This is a genomic window from uncultured Gimesia sp. (assembly GCF_937910335.1).
Classification (GTDB): domain Bacteria; phylum Planctomycetota; class Planctomycetia; order Planctomycetales; family Planctomycetaceae; genus Gimesia.
This window is the reverse complement of record NZ_CALEMX010000591.1, coordinates 1-16857: the sequence shown is the minus strand read 5'-3', so window position 1 is coordinate 16857 and position 16857 is coordinate 1. Positions and strand designations below refer to the sequence as shown.

At 44.7% G+C, this 16857-nt stretch carries 15 protein-coding genes; 14 read left to right on the top strand and 1 reads right to left on the bottom strand.

All coding sequences use genetic code 11. The features are described 5' to 3' along the window. The 12 genes from Q0668_RS24190 to Q0668_RS24135 all read left to right on the top strand — a co-directional run. Window positions 1-197, top strand: a 197-nt coding sequence (locus tag Q0668_RS24190; protein ID WP_298869121.1) for a hypothetical protein, incomplete at its 5' end; no start/stop codon positions are given. After that, window positions 190-798 (top strand): type 4a pilus biogenesis protein PilO, encoded by a 609-nt coding sequence (gene pilO, locus Q0668_RS24185; RefSeq protein WP_298869120.1) that lies wholly within the window; start codon window positions 190-192, stop codon window positions 796-798. The genes Q0668_RS24190 and pilO, both read left to right, overlap by 8 nt. A gap of 115 nt (window positions 799-913) precedes the next feature. Further along, entirely contained in the window at window positions 914-1579 is a 666-nt protein-coding gene (locus tag Q0668_RS24180; RefSeq protein WP_298869119.1) for a hypothetical protein, read from the top strand. A 60-nt stretch (window positions 1580-1639) separates the two neighbouring features. Further along, window positions 1640-3964, top strand: a complete 2325-nt coding sequence (locus Q0668_RS24175) for a hypothetical protein (RefSeq protein ID WP_298869118.1) — start codon at window positions 1640-1642, stop codon at window positions 3962-3964. Window positions 3965-3966: 2 nt separating this feature from the next. Further along, on the top strand, window positions 3967-5031 hold the full coding sequence (locus Q0668_RS24170) for a lipopolysaccharide assembly protein LapB (RefSeq protein WP_298869117.1): 1065 nt from the start codon (window positions 3967-3969) through the stop codon (window positions 5029-5031). A gap of 226 nt (window positions 5032-5257) precedes the next feature. Beyond that, window positions 5258-6724 (top strand): HAMP domain-containing sensor histidine kinase, encoded by a 1467-nt coding sequence (locus Q0668_RS24165; RefSeq protein WP_298869116.1) that lies wholly within the window; start codon window positions 5258-5260, stop codon window positions 6722-6724. A gap of 66 nt (window positions 6725-6790) precedes the next feature. Continuing rightward, window positions 6791-7180 (top strand): response regulator, encoded by a 390-nt coding sequence (locus Q0668_RS24160; RefSeq protein WP_298869115.1) that lies wholly within the window; start codon window positions 6791-6793, stop codon window positions 7178-7180. 37 nt (window positions 7181-7217) lie between these two features. Continuing rightward, window positions 7218-8729, top strand: a complete 1512-nt coding sequence (locus Q0668_RS24155) for a sensor domain-containing diguanylate cyclase (protein ID WP_298869114.1) — start codon at window positions 7218-7220, stop codon at window positions 8727-8729. A gap of 11 nt (window positions 8730-8740) precedes the next feature. Further along, window positions 8741-9076, top strand: coding sequence for an STAS domain-containing protein (locus tag Q0668_RS24150; protein WP_298869113.1), 336 nt, complete (start codon window positions 8741-8743; stop codon window positions 9074-9076). Between the two features lie 18 nt (window positions 9077-9094). Beyond that, a complete protein-coding gene (locus tag Q0668_RS24145; RefSeq protein WP_298869112.1) occupies window positions 9095-10843 on the top strand; it encodes a GspE/PulE family protein in 1749 nt (582 codons plus the stop codon). Window positions 10844-10894: 51 nt separating this feature from the next. Continuing rightward, complete coding sequence (locus Q0668_RS24140) at window positions 10895-11965, top strand: type IV pilus twitching motility protein PilT (protein ID WP_298869111.1); 1071 nt, start codon at window positions 10895-10897, stop codon at window positions 11963-11965. A gap of 27 nt (window positions 11966-11992) precedes the next feature. Beyond that, complete coding sequence (locus Q0668_RS24135; protein WP_298869110.1) at window positions 11993-13198, top strand: type II secretion system F family protein; 1206 nt, start codon at window positions 11993-11995, stop codon at window positions 13196-13198. On the opposite strand, the gene Q0668_RS24130 is transcribed toward Q0668_RS24135, so the two are convergent. Further along, window positions 13195-14499, bottom strand: coding sequence for an AI-2E family transporter (locus Q0668_RS24130; RefSeq protein WP_298869109.1), 1305 nt, complete (start codon window positions 14497-14499; stop codon window positions 13195-13197). The genes Q0668_RS24135 and Q0668_RS24130 overlap by 4 nt on opposite strands. A 246-nt stretch (window positions 14500-14745) precedes the next feature. Here Q0668_RS24130 and Q0668_RS24125 point away from each other — a divergent pair, with 246 nt between their 5' ends. Together Q0668_RS24125 and Q0668_RS24120 are read left to right on the top strand one after the other, a co-directional pair. Next, window positions 14746-15345: an ACT domain-containing protein gene (locus Q0668_RS24125; protein ID WP_298869108.1), complete on the top strand. Its 600-nt coding sequence runs from the start codon at window positions 14746-14748 to the stop codon at window positions 15343-15345. Window positions 15346-15351: 6 nt separating this feature from the next. Then, complete coding sequence (locus Q0668_RS24120; protein WP_298869107.1) at window positions 15352-16386, top strand: DnaA/Hda family protein; 1035 nt, start codon at window positions 15352-15354, stop codon at window positions 16384-16386. Window positions 16387-16857: the final 471 nt, after the last annotated feature.

Here is a 16857-nt window from a genome sequence, read left to right as displayed (position 1 = left end):
CTCACCTGAATCAAGTAGGACTATTCAAAGAAATCGAATTGCTTCAATCCAATGAGAGTACTTTTGAAGGCCAACCGATGCGAGTGTTTCAGCTCAGAATGGTGGTGAAAGCACCGGGGATGTATATCCCTGCCGTGGATCTCAGTTCAACCGCCAGCCTGGATATCCCCATCACAGGAGGATTCAACAATGAATGAAAAATTGCGTCGCGATAGTTTAATCACCATTATTGGCCTCTCGGTTGTAGTAGCCATCTTTACTTTTGTCGTCTATCTCCCCGGTTTGAAACAAAAACAGAAACTGAACAAAGAAATTGCGCAGATACAGCAAGAGATTCGCGAAATCCCCGACAGAGTGAAACAGCTAGAGCAACTCCATCAAGAATTGAACCAACGATTGGGATTCATACATCGGCATCAGCATCGGATCCCGACAATCAAAGATACGCATCAGGTTTTACAACGAGTTGCATTATTGGCAAAAACATCGTCCCTTACGGTTTCAGAATTGAATCCGGGAGAATTTGTTTTGAACGAAACCTACATCAGGCAGCCTTTTTTGCTAAGTATTTCAGGCCCATATTCCGGCGTGATCGATTTTTTGAACGGCCTGGATCATGAGGAGCGTTTGTTTACCGTTTCAGATATTGCCCTCACAAAACAAAATAAAGAACTTGAGGGGTTTGTCAAAGGAACCATTGAGTTGTCAGTTTACGCATTACGCGGCAATCAGAGGGATTTTTCTGATTTTGACGAGAATAGGGTTAGTAATGCCTTTCTTTCAGCCGATAAAAGATAAGGACACACTCGAATTCAAGTTTCCCTGTTTTGTATATCCTGAAGGGAAATCGTCCTGTTTTTCAATCATTGCAATCCGTTTCCACTCTAACATGGTCATATTTCAATAAAGTAGTATGCAAAACGTGAAATTTTTCAGTGAACAATTATTACACGATTTGAAAGTAAGCTGGCAGAAAACATTGCTGTTAGGCCTCTTATTTCTAGTGGGATTCTACTTCTGGATTCCACCTTTATATCGTGTATTACGAGGGACCGCAGCTCCTGCCATCATGCCGGCCGAAGTGAATACCCGGGCGATACCTCAACGCCCTCCCGTCAAGACGGAGATGAGTTTTGCGCAAAGCGACTCTACCGATGAACCACGAAATTCCTGGAAACAATTTGATTCACTGATGCAAAGTGATCCTCTCGTTCAGTCTGTCCAAATGGGAGCAGTTCAAAAAAATCCGTTCAAAGTCAATCGAGATCAGTTTTCACCTCCCATCTTATTTGCTGAAGAGTCAGAGACATCCAGTAAAGACTCTCAACAGAATCACGAAAAAGTGGTTCCGGTTCTGCCGACAGATCTCGTCCTGAAGACGACCATCATTGGAAAATACCGTAAAGCAGCCATCATCAATAATAAAATGTATTATGAAGGCAAAACACTCGAACACGAAAATGTGACTTATATATTAGAACGGGTTGCAACCCGTAATGTGATATTGAGACAAGGCGAGCACAAATTTGAATTAAAAATTCAAAACGATCCTTCTGCGTTTATCAAGTTTGCACAATAACCGTTCGCATCACTGAAGTTTTGGATATTGATTCGAACGATCATGGATGATGGTCGAAACATGAAAAGACATTTTTTTTTACCGGCATTCTGGGCAACACTGACGGGGCTTTCACTATTGTTGATCGCCGCCATGACAGATGTCAAAACGCCTCAGTCTCTGTTTATTCCAGCACAGCATCAAGCGCGGGCTCAGCGTACGAAGCCCGCTGAAATCGATCAGTCCCGGTTTTCTCAATCAGTGTCTCAATCAGGTGATACCAATCAGAGCCGAGACCCGAAAACCGTTCAGCAGACGACCAATTCGGCTCCTGCGAAGTTAGCAACTCCCAATCATTCGCATTCAAAAGAATCTGCCGGTTCTCGCTTATTGATCGAACCGGGCATCGAGATCACAAACGCACAAAAAACAAACACGGAACGCGCACACGCAATTCAGTTCCATTTGGCTTCCGATGGAGATTCCGCTGTCAAAAATCGGGAGGTTTCCAAAATGGAGACACGCCTGGTTAGTTTGACCAGGCAAGTAGATCGCCTGACAAATCTGCAAATTCAAGCGCAGGAAAAATCGAATTTGGAGCTGGCACAAAATACAGATCGACTCGAACAGGCAACGAAATTGCTGAAACAGATGCAGCAAATGAATCAATTGCGCGACCTCGAACGCAAACTGGATGGTTTGCAGCAAAAGGATCCAGCCAACACAGACAAAAAAACAGAACCCGAAAATACAGCAGTTCCAGTAACAACAACACAGGAAAATGCCGAGAAAAAACACGAGAAAAAACAGCCGTTACTGAAAGTAAGTCCTGATAAAGATTCTAATGAAACATTTTCGCTGCAAATTCAGGATGCAGAAATCTTGCAGGTCCTGGACATGTTAGGTGAACTTTCCGGAAAAAATATTATGACCGGACAAGGTGTTACAGGCACGATTACAGCAAATTTAAAAAATGTGACTCCGGTACAGGCCCTGGACGCCATATTGCGTTCACGCGATCTCACTTCTGAACAAGAAGGAGCTTTCATTTATGTAATGACGCAGGCACAACTGGAAGAAAAAAAGAAGTCCACTCGCAAAGTTGTGACCAAGTTATACAGTCCCTTTTATATCAGTGCCAAGGAATTACAAAATCTCATTACGCCGATACTAACTGAAAATGTAGGGATTATTTCACTCACCACGCCCAGCGAAATAGGGATCACACCCGATGAAACGAGCGCCGGCGGTGACTCCTTTGCTCAGAACGACTCGCTCCTGGTTCGTGACTACCCCGAAATACTGGAAGAAGTGGACCGTCTGGTGAAAGAGATGGACATTCCACCCATGCAAGTCGTGATCGAAGCGATGATCATCAGCGTTTTGCTGAATGATGATATGCGGTTCGGCGTGAACTTTGCCGTATTGGGAGGAAATGAAAAAAACCTGCTGGTAGACGGCAATGGCCAGACCTTAAACGGTTCCAGCGGATTTCCAGGTTCGGGAAGCGCGCTAGTCCCACCAACCGGACAATTTATTGCAGATCTGGCGGGATTGAAGTATGGATTCTTACACGGCGATGTCAGTGGCTTTATCGAAGCACTGGAAGATATTACTGAAACAAACCTGATTGCTTCGCCTCAGTTACGAGCCCTGAATAAACAAAAAGCCGAACTGATTATCGGTGACAGAACCAGCTACTCCACTGTCACACAAAACGGAACCACATCGATCCAGAATGTCAACTTCCTGGATTCGGGGATTGTACTGAACTTGCGACCTTTCATCACACCCGACGGTCAGATCCGCATGGAAATTCACCCCGAACGCAGTTCTGCCACAATTAACCCGAGAACAAGTCTTCCCGACTTACAGACGACCGAAGTCACTACAAATGTAATGGTTCGTGATGGTCATACCGTCGTCATTGGAGGCTTGATTGAAGAGCGCACTTCTGATGCTAAAAATCAGGTCCCTTTTTTAGGTGCCATTCCTCTTATCGGAAATGCATTCCGATTGCAGCGCGAAATTACACAGCGCACAGAATTGATCATTCTAATTACACCCCGTATTGTACAGGCAGAAACAGCTCAATCCGAAGGGGAAAGACAGAAGTATGAAGGGGAAGAACGCCTGAATTCGTTCAAAAAGAACTTGCTCCCTATCAATCAGGTACGCATTGTTCAGTCTCATATCAAGCAGGCCAAGAAGTACCTGACGCTTGGTAATTTGCCCAAAGCGAAAATACATAGCAAGATTGCCGTCCGACTGGATAAGAATAATCTGGAAGCCATCCAGCTACTAAAATACGTTGAGCAGGAGTTAATAAATCGAAATAGAAGCCTGATCGGATTACCTCCTTCAGAAGAAGAAGTCTCAATACCTTCCCTGGAAGGAGATCCGTAAACATGGTTGGGCCTGCGCGTTTCTCTTTACTTCAGACATTCTTTCTGTTCTGTGCGACTTCTCTTGTTTGCTGTGGATGCCAGTCATTGGCTATCTCGAATTTTCCATTCGCCGCAAAACAGACAAAAGACTTGCAGCCCGCTGATCACAAGCCGGAACCAGCCAATCCGCATCAAAGAGTCTCTCCTTACAACGTACAGGCAAATGAAATTGTACAACAGGCTCTCGATCACTATTCCAAAGGTGAATTGAGGCAGGCAAAAATTCTTCTAGCATCAGCGCGCGAGATCGACCCCGGGCATATTGGCACATTCGAAATCGAAGCGCAACTCTCTTATGATATGGGCGATCAAAGGCAATATCTGCAGTCCCTACGCGCGATTCGAGCGGCCAGCCCGCATGATTCAGATAAACAGAGCGCCATAGGCACCCTGTTCTTTCAAGCTGGACAAACTCAGGAAGGAATGGCCTGCCTGAAACGCGCCATTGAGTTAAAACCGTATGATGAAGATTATGCTCTCAAACTGGCAGCCTTCTATGAACAAACCGGGAGATCAGACGATGCGCATCAGGTCCTCTTACGCGCTTTGCATACCATGTCAGGCAGCCGACGGCTCCCCATCGCATTGGGGCGCATTAGCGAGGCAAACCAGCAGTGGAAACAGGCCAGCATCTATTACACAATGGTTGTAAACCACTTCCCCAATAATCATATCTGGCGAAAGCACCGTGCCCGCTGCCTGTACTATTCCGGAGACTATTCTGCCGCTTTTGAGGATTTTATCATCTGCCAGAAGAATGATCCAAAATCACTTTCTCTTTCAGAAATGATTGCCTTCGGCGATTCCGCATTGCGACTCAGAAAGCTCGATCAAGCGCAACACATCTTTGATCAGATCTCAACCGCACATCAGCATCAGTTACTCCATGTAGAGATATTGCGAGGGTTATGCGCAATAAACCGCGGACAGAGTATTAATGCAAAAACGATTATCGATACAGCCCGCACAAAGTGGCCCGCGGATCCCACGCTGTTGCAGGTTGCCGCGCTGCTCCCTGCAAAGTAGGAAACCTCACGCTTCATATCTAATGTGAACGCATCGCCACCAATGGGTTCCTTTTGTCCTTTCTCCATTGCAGAATTGGACAACATGCATTTCGTAACCTAGATTTAAGTGTTGAGATAACCCACTACTCATCCGTAGAGGTCTGAATAGTGACCTCTGAATCTATCGGGCACAAAGAGTTCTTTTTTTCAGTAGTATTTGTCTACAACTGAGAAAGTTATTGGTTATGAAAAATTATGCAAATTACTGGTATCTGGTGGTACTACTCATTGTAGTCAGCTGCGCAGATAGCCTGCTTGTGACAAGCGGTTTAACGAATCCGGCGATTGCGCTTGTGATCGCTCTAACTGCCTCATTAGCTGGCTGGGCCTGGTTAGTGAAATCAATCCAGAAAGACCGCGACCAAATTATGGCCTGTTTGAAAAACCCTGAATTAAATCGGTCAAAGATTCAGCACAAAAACTTCTTTGGAAGTCTCTTCACCGAAGCACTTCAGAAGATCGAGCATTCGGATTCAGAACTGCTCTCTACGAAACAGGTTCAAACCATTTTGAAGGCCCGATTAAATTCCTTAATCAAAAAAGAAATGTTGAGAGAGTCTGTGCTGAAGAACTTGGACACCGGCATTATGATTTTTGACGCACAACATGTACTGGAATTTTCAAATTCTGCTGCGGACGCTTTTCTAATCTCAAAAGCCGACCAGAACGAAACTCATTCTGATTCAAGTTTATCACTGAGTAAGACCTTATTTAATGATACTGTTATTCCAGAATTGAGCCGATTATTAACAAAAACCATCCAACGCAAAGATGCCACTTCGTGCAGGCGGACAGAATTCGAATTCACATCCAATGGATCAACGAATCATTTCTGCGCCATTGCTACCAATCTATGCGATGAAAACCAAACCGCGCTGGGTACGGTTGTTGTCATCGAAAATAATGGTGAAGAAAACAAGGAAAAAACAAATCATGCTGAATTCGTTTCGTCAGTGGCACACGAATTGAAAACACCCATGTCGGGCATCAAAGCGTATGTGGAAATGCTCATCGATGGTGAATGTGAAGCAGACGAAGCTATGGAGCTCTATGGCTTTATCAATGAACAGATTGATCGGCTTACAAGGTTGGTTAACAGCATGCTCAATCTCGCCAGAATTGAAAGCGGTGTCGTCGATATTAAGCGGCACGACTATGAACTGAACGATATTCTGAAAAAAGCCTTTGATGTCATCTCACCGACTGCAGCAGAAAAAGAGATTACCATTACCACACAACTCAGTGATCTGTATTTGCCCGTGCATGTAGACAAAGATATGCTCGGACAGGCAATTATTAATCTCTTATCAAATGCTGTTAAATATACACCCCATGGCCACGAAGTCTGTCTACGGAGTCGAATGGAAGAGGCATCTGCTGTCATTGAAGTCCGCGATACCGGACTCGGGATTCCCGAAGATTCGCTGCCTCATATTTTTGACCGATTCTACAGAGTACCTGAAAACAATCGTTCTGCAGCGGGTACCGGACTAGGGCTCTCCCTGGTCCACTTCATTGTCACCAATGTGCACAATGGTTCGATTTCAGTTCAGTCAAAGGTGAACGAGGGAACTTGTTTCGCTATCAACATCCCGCTGGGACACAAGGAAAAGAAAAGAGTTCAGCAATTGGCACCGTCAGCAACTGTCTGATACAAATCCATTCACTTGAAAAGATCGCTTGTAACAAGCGTTATAATAGTAATAAAGGAAGAAAAAATGATTCCTCTGGTTTATGTATGTGATGATGATTCACACATTGTTCGAGCCATCAGCATGAAACTGAAGAAAGCGGATCTGGAGGTGGAATGCTTTCCCGATGGATTGGCTTGTTGGGAAAGAATTCAAGATCGCGCACCGAATCTGGTGATCACAGATTTGCAAATGCCACGCATGAATGGATTGGAACTCTGCGAAAAAATTCGAGATTTTACGGATTCTCAAACCATTCCTGTTACATTATTAACCGGTAAAGGTTTTGAATTTGACCACGACGAATATATTGAAACACTCAAAATTACGAACGTCATGGTCAAACCTTTCAGCCCCAAAAAACTATTGGCACAAGTTCAGGAAAGTCTGAACAACACACATGATTTAATTGGCTAAACTATTTAACAACGAAATATTGGTGAAGCGATTTAACATGCGAAATTATTATACTGCCATCCAGTTCTGGTCCTATTCACTGTTAGTGGTCTGCTTGTGCCCACTCTCAGTTATTCTAGGCTCACATATGGGTTGGCCCCTTGGTATAGCACCATTGTTGTTGCTGGCTCCCGTGATTGTCCTGGCGGCGATTTCGTCTCCTCGAATTTGTTATTGGACCCTAACCGCATTGGCCGTTGGTTCCTGTTTTGCAGAAATCTTTTTCAGAACGGATACCAGCGAGGGCAATCCTGCTTATCCACTCAGTATCATGAGTGCTGCCGTGATTATCGGATTGACTTTGCTGATCGATGTCTACATTGAAAAGCTGCGCGGGAGACTTTCACAGGTTTCGATTCAGAATGACGAGCTGGTTCGTCAATTATATGAATCGCAAAAAGAGTCTACATCCGATTTTAATAAAACAGTTTCCAAAAAAGATTCCAGCGAACTTCAGCAGCACGAATCCTCGGAAAATCCCGAAGCAGAAACGGGGGTCAATTATCCGTTGTTATTACTGACTTTGCAGGATATCGGTCGTCGGATCTCTACGAATCAATCCAATGAATCCCTGATTCCAACCGTCGTCAGCACTGCTAAAGCCTCTCTCCAATGCGGATACTGCCAGGTTTATCTCTGGGATAATAAGACGCGTGCCTTGAAAAATGCGCTGCCGACCCGTTCCCGCGATAAGCTCGATTATCGACCAGTCCATAACAGAGGCGTTGCTGCATGGGTCATTGAAAATCGACAAATCGTGATGAGAAATGATGCAGAACAGGATTATCGTCTGAAACGAATTCTCGAAGAAGATCCTCATATGCCGGATGCAATTGCTCCGCTGACTGTGGGATCTGAATTAATCGGCCTGATGATCATCGACAAAGTCGACGTCGAATCGCCAACCACAGGTCGATTGCTTTACATCCTTTCAAACATCTATGCACTGGGTATTAAAAACTCACAGTTGTTTAAACGCATTGAAGAAATGGCAAGTCGTGACGGCCTGACAGGTCTTTACAATCATGCCACCTTCCAGGAAAAACTGCATGAAATGGTAAAAAGTGCGAATAGTCAATCGACCAGCCTGAGCCTGGTCATGAGCGACATCGATCATTTCAAATCGTTCAATGACACTTATGGTCATCAGGCAGGAGACTTTGTCCTGAAAGAAGTCGCTCGTATCTGGAGTACAGTCATGCCAGAAAATGCCATTCTTGCCCGATATGGTGGAGAAGAATTCATAGGCGTACTAGTCGACCATGAGTATTCACAGGCGATGCAAATTGCAGAAGATCTCCGCGAAACATTAGAAAATTGTCCGATGCTGTTCGAAGGACAGCAGCTACAGGTAACGGCCAGCTTCGGAGTCACGGAACTCAATCATCCCGCATCTACAACCAACGAGCTCGTAAAAATGGCAGATGAATATTTATATAAAGCAAAAGAAAACGGAAGAAATCAGGTTGCAGGACTGGTTCCCAATTCGGCTAGAAAACCCAGTACATAGATCTTAATAATATGCAGATTACAACAGAAATATTTGGAAATGTCCTGGTGGCACACACACCGGATGAACTAACAGATGATACTTCCACTGATTTTGTGAATTCACTTTCGGATGCAATCAATCAGCAGCATTATCAGGTCGTCCTGCAAATGGATCGCAGCGAAGTCCTGGATTCTGCCGGACTGACCGCTTTACTGGATTTGCAGGATCTGACACGAGAACAAGGTGGAAATCTGAAAATCAGCGGTCTGGAAGAACCCGGAAAAAAAATACTGGAAATGACACGCCTCGATCAGCGGATTGATATCTTTGATTCGGTCATCGAAGCGGTCGCCAGTTTTCAATAATAAAATTATAGATTCAACATGAATAATAATTCCTTATTACAACCTAAAATGCGGCTCGGTGATTTGCTCGTCTATAAAGAGTACATCACGTTGGAGCAATTAGAATCTGCGCTGGAAGAACAGGCCAACGGTGATGGGAATCAGTTACTCGGCGAACTCCTCGTTCTCAGCGAATATTGTACTGAAGAGCAGGTTCTCGAATGTCTGGCACTGGAATATCGAATTCCCTACGTGCAGCTCGACAGCCGCATGTTCGACTCGAAAATATTTGAGATACTTCCGCGCGAATTCGTGGAAAAACATACCGTACTTCCGCTGTTTAAAGTACGGAATGTTCTGACGGTCGCCGTCGCGGAACCGACAAACGTGTTTCTGGTCGATCAATTAAGCAATCTGACAAAATCCGAAATCCAGATCGTCGCAGCCAGCGCCCGCGAAATCAGGCGTATGGTGCAGACCTATATGCCCAATACCAATGTATTCGTCATTGACGATATCATTGATGATGCCAATGGGACAAATGTAGAGCTGATTGAAGAATCAATCGACGATATCGGATTTGATGTCGAATTTGCCGGCCAAAGCCCCATCATCAAACTCGTAAACTACATTGTTTACAATGCCGTCCGTGAAGGCGCCAGCGATATCCATATCGAACCAACCGAACAACAATTGCGCATTCGCTATCGAGTTGATGGAGTCCTCCAACAAGCTCTTGAGCCGCCCATCCATCTGGCTCCCGCTGTCTCTTCTCGAATCAAAATTATGGCCAGCCTGGATATCAGCGAACGTCGTTTGCCTCAGGATGGCAGAATTCATGTTTTGATGGAAGGGCGACCTATCGACCTGCGTGTCAGCACACTGCCAATGCCGACCGGTGAAAAAGTTGTAATCCGAATTCTCGATAATCGCAGTGTGAATGTCTCTCTGGAACAGTTGGGATTCAGTTCTGAAGTACTGGAAAACTTCAGCGAACAATTACAAAAGCCCAATGGAATTATTCTCGTAACAGGACCTACCGGAAGTGGTAAAAGTACAACACTCTATGCTGCCTTGAATGCCGTCAGTTCTATCGAAAAAAATGTTTGTACTGTAGAAGATCCGATTGAATATCAGCTTCCGATGATCAATCAATTCCAGGTCAACGAAAAGATCGGATTTTCTTTTGCGACGGTTTTGCGAAGTCTGTTGCGACAAGATCCCGATGTGCTCATGGTGGGCGAAATTCGGGATCAGGAAACCGGAAAAATTGCGATCCAGGCAGCGCTTACCGGGCACCTTGTTTTCAGTACTCTGCATACCAACGATGCCATTTCCGCAATCATACGCTTAATCAATATGGGAGTAGACGATTATCTCATCGGCGCTGCGGTGAATATGGCGCTCGCCCAAAGACTTTGCCGGAAGATCTGTCCCAAATGTAAAACACAATATGAACTGCCCAAGGCGATGCAGCTTGCAGTGGAACGCATGGGCCTGGAAGGTGACGAATTTTATAAAGGGAAAGGCTGCAAAAAATGCCGCAATACCGGATTTTCCGGTCGAATTGGAGTTCACGAAATACTGACCATTGATGACAAATTACGTGAAATCATCACGACAGACCCCAGGGTTGCCTCGGTAAAAGAATATGCGCAAAACAGCGGAATGATACCGCTGCGATATGATGCCATCCGCAAGGCAAAAGAAGGGCTGACAACAATCGAAGAAGCACTCAAAGTCAGCGATGAAGGCTGGATTCCCCGGAAATCAACGATCAAGCATTGATCATAGTTTGTTCAAACACGTTTCATCAAAGCCTGAAAGGGCGATTCAAATATGGAAATCAATGACCTTTTACACGCAGCCGTAGACAGCGATGCCTCAGACATCCTGCTGGTGACTGATGCGCCTCCGGTATTCCGCATTGACGGCGTATTAAAAACGACCACCTTAGAGCCACTGGATCCGGAAACCATCAGAGACCTCTGCGATCAAATCCTAAAAGACAAGCAGAAAGAAACGCTGGAAAAACAAAAAGATGTGGACTTCGCTATCACCATTCCACGTCTGGGCCGGTTTCGTTTTAACATACACGTTCAACGAGGGACTTTAGCTGCTGCGATCCGACGCTACTCAAATGATGTCTGTATATTGGACAACTTGGAGTTACCGCCGGTTGTTGAAGAGATCACCCACCTCAAAACGGGATTAGTTCTGGTAACAGGTCAGACAGGATCCGGTAAATCAACGACACTGGCTGCCATGATTGAAGCCATTAATCAACGCGAGTCCAAACACATTATCACTTTAGAAGATCCGATCGAATATCAGTTTCAACACGGAAATTCGCTGATTGAACAGCGCGAGATCGGCGAAGATTGCCCTGATTTTGCATCGGGACTGAAACATATTCTCAGACAAGACCCGGATGTCATCCTGATCGGCGAATTGCGAGACCTCGATACCATTCGCGTAGCGCTCCAGGCTGCAGAAACCGGACATCTGGTTTTGGCATCATTGCATGCTTCTACTGCTGCAGGTGTTGTGGATCGTCTCGTAGAAGTGTTTACGCCAGGAGAGCAAGCACAAATTCGCAGCCATCTCGCAGAATCTCTTCGCGCTGTAATTACGCAACAATTATTACCCGCTGCTTTCTCGAAAGGACGAATCGCTGCTGCTGAAATCATGCTGACGAATCGTGCTATTCAGACCAGCATACGAGAGTCAACATCGCATCTGATTCCCGGCGTGATCTCCACCAACCGCCGTATGGGTATGCAAACAATGGAACAGGCTTTGAAAGAACTGCTATTGAATGGAAAAGTGGATCCTGAAGTTGTGGATGAGTATTTGCAGGAATTAAAAGGTGAGTCACCCAAAGAACAATCACAGGGGCTCCTCACTTAGGCCATCTCCTCAAAAAAAGGTTGAACCATGCAATTTACTTACACAGCAAGAAATACAACCGGCCAGAATCAATCTGGTGAACTCGTAGCTGATTCGCGTGATGATGCGGTGGTCAAATTACGTCAGGAAGGCCTCTATCTGCTCTCATTGGAAGAAACAGAAAATGGTTCCAAAGAAAAGTATTCGATCTCGTTAAAAAGTCGCGTTTCGCGGAAAGAAATTATCTACTTCACCAATCAACTGGCAATTATGGTTGATGCCGGAGTACCCGTTGCCACCGCTCTGGAAGGGATTTCTAAACAACTCGAAAATCAGACGCTGCGCGAGATTCTGATACAGATACAGAAAAATGTGGAAGCAGGTAGCGACCTTTCTTCCGCGCTGGCCGAGTTTCCTCGCTGTTTTGACATGACGTTTGTCAATTTAGTCAAGGCCAGTGAAGCCAGTGGAACAATGCCTCAAATGTTGAACCGAATTGCCACACAGGCAGAAGAAGAACAGGAAACTATCCAACAGGTCAAAGGCGCATTAGTTTATCCTGCAATCATGTTTGTGATGTGTATTGGAGTTTGTATTTTCCTGCTGACATATGTCTTCCCGAAACTGATGCCCATGTTCGCGGCTCGGGGTGCCGCTGTTCCTGCACCAACCAAGGCAATGATTTTTGTCTCAACAATGATTACCTCTTACTGGTATCTTATCTTACTGTTTCTTGCGATTTCCGTCGCGGGCTTATTTTACATAAGGTCTCAAACCTGGGGGAAATCTGGCTTTGATTGGCTCATTATTCGTTTGCCAATCTTCGGGACGATGTTGAAAAAACTGGCGATCAGCCGTAGCATTCGCACATTAGCAACCACCATCAATGCCGGCGTTCCCATGCTCGAAGCCATTCAACTCAGTGCCGGAGTTACCGACAATATCCACTTTAAGCAGAGCTGGGAAGATATCAGCGATCAGGTTACAACCGGGAAACAGATTCATGAGGCACTGGAAGGAAAAACCTTATTTCCTCCCACGATGCAACAAATGATCGCTTCGGGTGAATCTACAGGTCGATTGGGAATGGTATTAAACAAATTGAGTGATTATTTCGACCGGGAAGTGAAAGTCTCAATCAAATCTGCGACCACTTTAATTGAACCCATTATGGTTGTTTGTATGGGTTCCATCATCGGATTTATTGCACTTTCCATGCTATTGCCAATCTTCACGTTGAGCACAAGCCATTAAGACGCAGGGGGAGATTTCTCCCCACTTTCCGACTGATCTGCTGCTTGTTTTTCCGAAGATTTCGTCTTCGTGATAGACTCTGTTTCACTTTTCGCAGGCTCATCTTCAGGCTCAGTTTTTTCTTCAGCAGGTTTCCTGGACTCGGATTCCAACAGTTCCGGATTTTGAAATTTTTCCTGAGAAAACGCTTTGAGCTCTGTATTGAAGATCTGAACCAGGGCATGCAGACAGGATGCCACTATCGGCCCGATAAACACACCCCAGAGCCCCATCATTTGTAATCCGCCCAAAACACTGACGAAAGCCAGCAAGGGGTGCAGTTTGGCATCACTTTGCAGCACATAAGTCCGAATGACGTTATCCATAGTTCCCACCACCAGCGTGCCAATAGCGATCAGGAAAATCGCAGATCCCCAGTGACCCTGATACATAAGCCAGCCGGCGCAGGGAGCCCAGATCAACCAGGAACCCAATAAGGGGACCATCGATGTGATCGTTGCCAGGATGAGAAAGATCACGAAATGATCAAAGCCAACCACATACAATGCCACCGCGGTCGTTAAACCTTGTCCGATTGCAGCCAGGAAAGTTGCCAGCACAACAGCACGCACGACTTTTTGAAACTGATCAATCAGCCTTTTCTGGTAATCAACATGGACTGGAATTAATGATTGAGTTGAGTCGATCAGCGAATAACCGTCCGCCAGAAAATAGTAAAGTGCGATAATAAACATTACCCAGGCAATTAAAGCTGAAAACAGACTTCCCAACAATCCGACCGTTGATGCCGCAACGCCCAGAGAACGTCGTGCAATAGGCAGTAAGGCTGACTGCAGATTTTTTCGGGCAAATTCTTCTACCGTCGCAGCTTTTTTCTCCGTCTCACCCGACGCCGTGAAATCTACTTCTTTCTCTAAATATTGCTCTGACCATTCGATAACTTGATGTAATTTATCGTTACTCACTTCTATTTTTTGGCGAACGGTTTGCACCGTCTTTTTCCAGTTCGCCTCGTCCAGCGTGTTGACAACCGTTGTAAAAAGTTGGAGGGATCCCAGAAAGATGCCGACGCATAAGGGAACAAGTATCGCAGATACAATCAGGGTCGTTGTTATCCCGGCCGCGATTCTAACGTGACCTTTTGTCCTTTTGACGAAATAATTCAGCACAGGCTGACTCACCATCGCAACTACCGCCGCCAGAAATAACGGCAATAGAAACGGCATGATCACTCTGAAAAAGGTGATCCCCAAAAAAAGGATCAGGCAGAGGATAATGGAAAGAGAGACCAGTCGTACCATGAATCATTTCCCAAACTATCAAAAGTTACTGATAGGCTCGCTCGATCTGATGATCGCACCCTTTGATATTTAACAACTTACAGCAAAAAACGCTCTAATGATAGCTAAACGTTCTGCATTCAGTTTAGATCAATTTAGATCGCGATTTGATATTTTTCGTTTACTTGTCGCTTTTTGAAAGACCGATTCGCTACAATACGTTTTTCCTGAAATGACAGGAACAAGTTGATGTCAGGAGTAAGGTCCGTGTCGACAGAATTGGAGTCTGATATGAATCGCTATATTATTTCTTTGTTGGCCGCAAATCGCGTTGGAATTATGGCTGCAGTCACAACCGCCATGGATGAACTTGGTGCAAATCTGCACGAAGCAAGCATTGCCAATATTCAGAATTTTTTCTCGATCGTCATTGCCGCCGATTTTCCCGATCAGCGAGATCCAACCCTGATTCAGGAACATATTGAGGGCATTTGCAATGCGTTTAATGTAGATGTCTGTGTGAAGGATTCGAATGTAGACATCCCCTCGATTCTATCACCAGAAGAATGTGACCGATTTTTGTTAGCCATTTCCGGAAATAACCGCGCCGGTATTTTAAGAATGATTTCTTCACAACTCGGCCAGGATGGAGTAGATATTCTGGATCTTTCTGCAACCAGTTCGGAAGATAATCAGACATTTGAAATGATGATCAAAATCGCTGTTCCAGCAAATTTGGATATTCTAGACCTGCAAAACGTCTTGGAAAATATCTGTAGCAATTTAGATGTCTCCGTTGATTTTATCGGTGAATCGGACTCGGCCATCATCAGCTCTCAAAGCCAGACTCGCATGTTCAAGCTTTAAACTAAGATGTCGAAACCCGGAAAACAACCAAATTTCTCCACAGGCCAACCTTTTAAAATATTAAAAGAAAATGCGTACGCGCATACCGCTCTCTCGGAATTACTCTCTGCAAAAGATGTCCCCGATCCGCAATTAGCCTACGTCTACGGCCCCTCCGGATGCGGCAAATCAGCCCTCATTTCAAGTGAACTTCCAACATTCTCTAGTACTCACCCCGATGCAGAGTTTCTATTAATTACGGCCAGTGAGTTCGCTGCAAAATATGCTGCTGCATCCAGTAATCGACGGATTCCGGACTTCCAGAAAAAAATCCGCTCTTTAAACCTAATGATTATGGAAGACATTCAAAGCCTGGAAAATCGACACAACACTCAACGCGAACTCCTGTCTGTCATCGATGAAATTCTAAAACAGGGAGGCAGAATCATATTGTCTTCCACAAAACCGCCCGGTGAATTAGCACACTTTCACAAAAAACTTGTTAATCGGTTTCATGGGGGGGTTTGTGCTTTAATTGATCCCCCGAAGTTCCAAAGTCGTTTGGATTTATTATCGCTGTGGGCCACTTCTGACAAGATTCCTCTTCAGAATAAAGAGCTCTCTTTAATCGCTCAGAAAAAAGCGCTTTCTCCCCGCGAGTTACACGCGCTCTTGAATCAACTCCAAACCGTCAGCCGCATCAATCAAAAACCGATGAATACTTCTTTTGTGAAACAATATCTGGAAGGAAATATTGAACCACCCAAAACCAGCATCGCAAAAATTACCAAATCTGTCTGCAAAGAATTCAAAATCAGTATTAAAGAAATCCGTTCTGCCAATCGATCACAACAATTCGTGCGCCCCAGACAATGCGCCATGTTTCTTGCCAGAGAGCTGACTCAAGATTCATTGGAGAAAATCGCCCTTTATTTCAATCGTAAAAACCATAGCACGGTCATCCATGCTTGTCGTCAAATTCAAAACGATCTCGAAATGTCACCCGGATTACGCCAACAGGTTTCTCGTATCAAACACCAAATGGGAGTCTATCTCTTTTAATCGTGAGAAAATTTGCGAAAAGCAATCCCTTCAAATCACCTGCTCTAACTGTTTTCTACTTTTTTTATCACCGCGTTTTGTGCATAACCTGCTTAATTTCTGTCTCAAAATGTTACATCCTGATTGGTTTATCAACAGAGTCAGAACCATGATTCTGAAATAAGACCGGAACTCATCAGAAGTTCCTCTTTTGACTGACTGTTAGCTAACAGGTTCTCAACAGAAATCACCCGTTTAAATAACGATGTAAACCATTTATAAATAATCACTTACGTCTTTAATTTTATCGGAATCCACATTATTTCTGCCTCTCTGATACTACTACTACTAAATTAATACTTTAAATAGAAAAAATACCTTGAAAATCAACTCTGTTGTGGAGATTCAAAGCCCTCAGATGATTGTGAAAACGCGCGTAACTCAATAAAATAAGAGCCGCACAAAGTCTACAGATTCTGGCTGTCAAAAGAC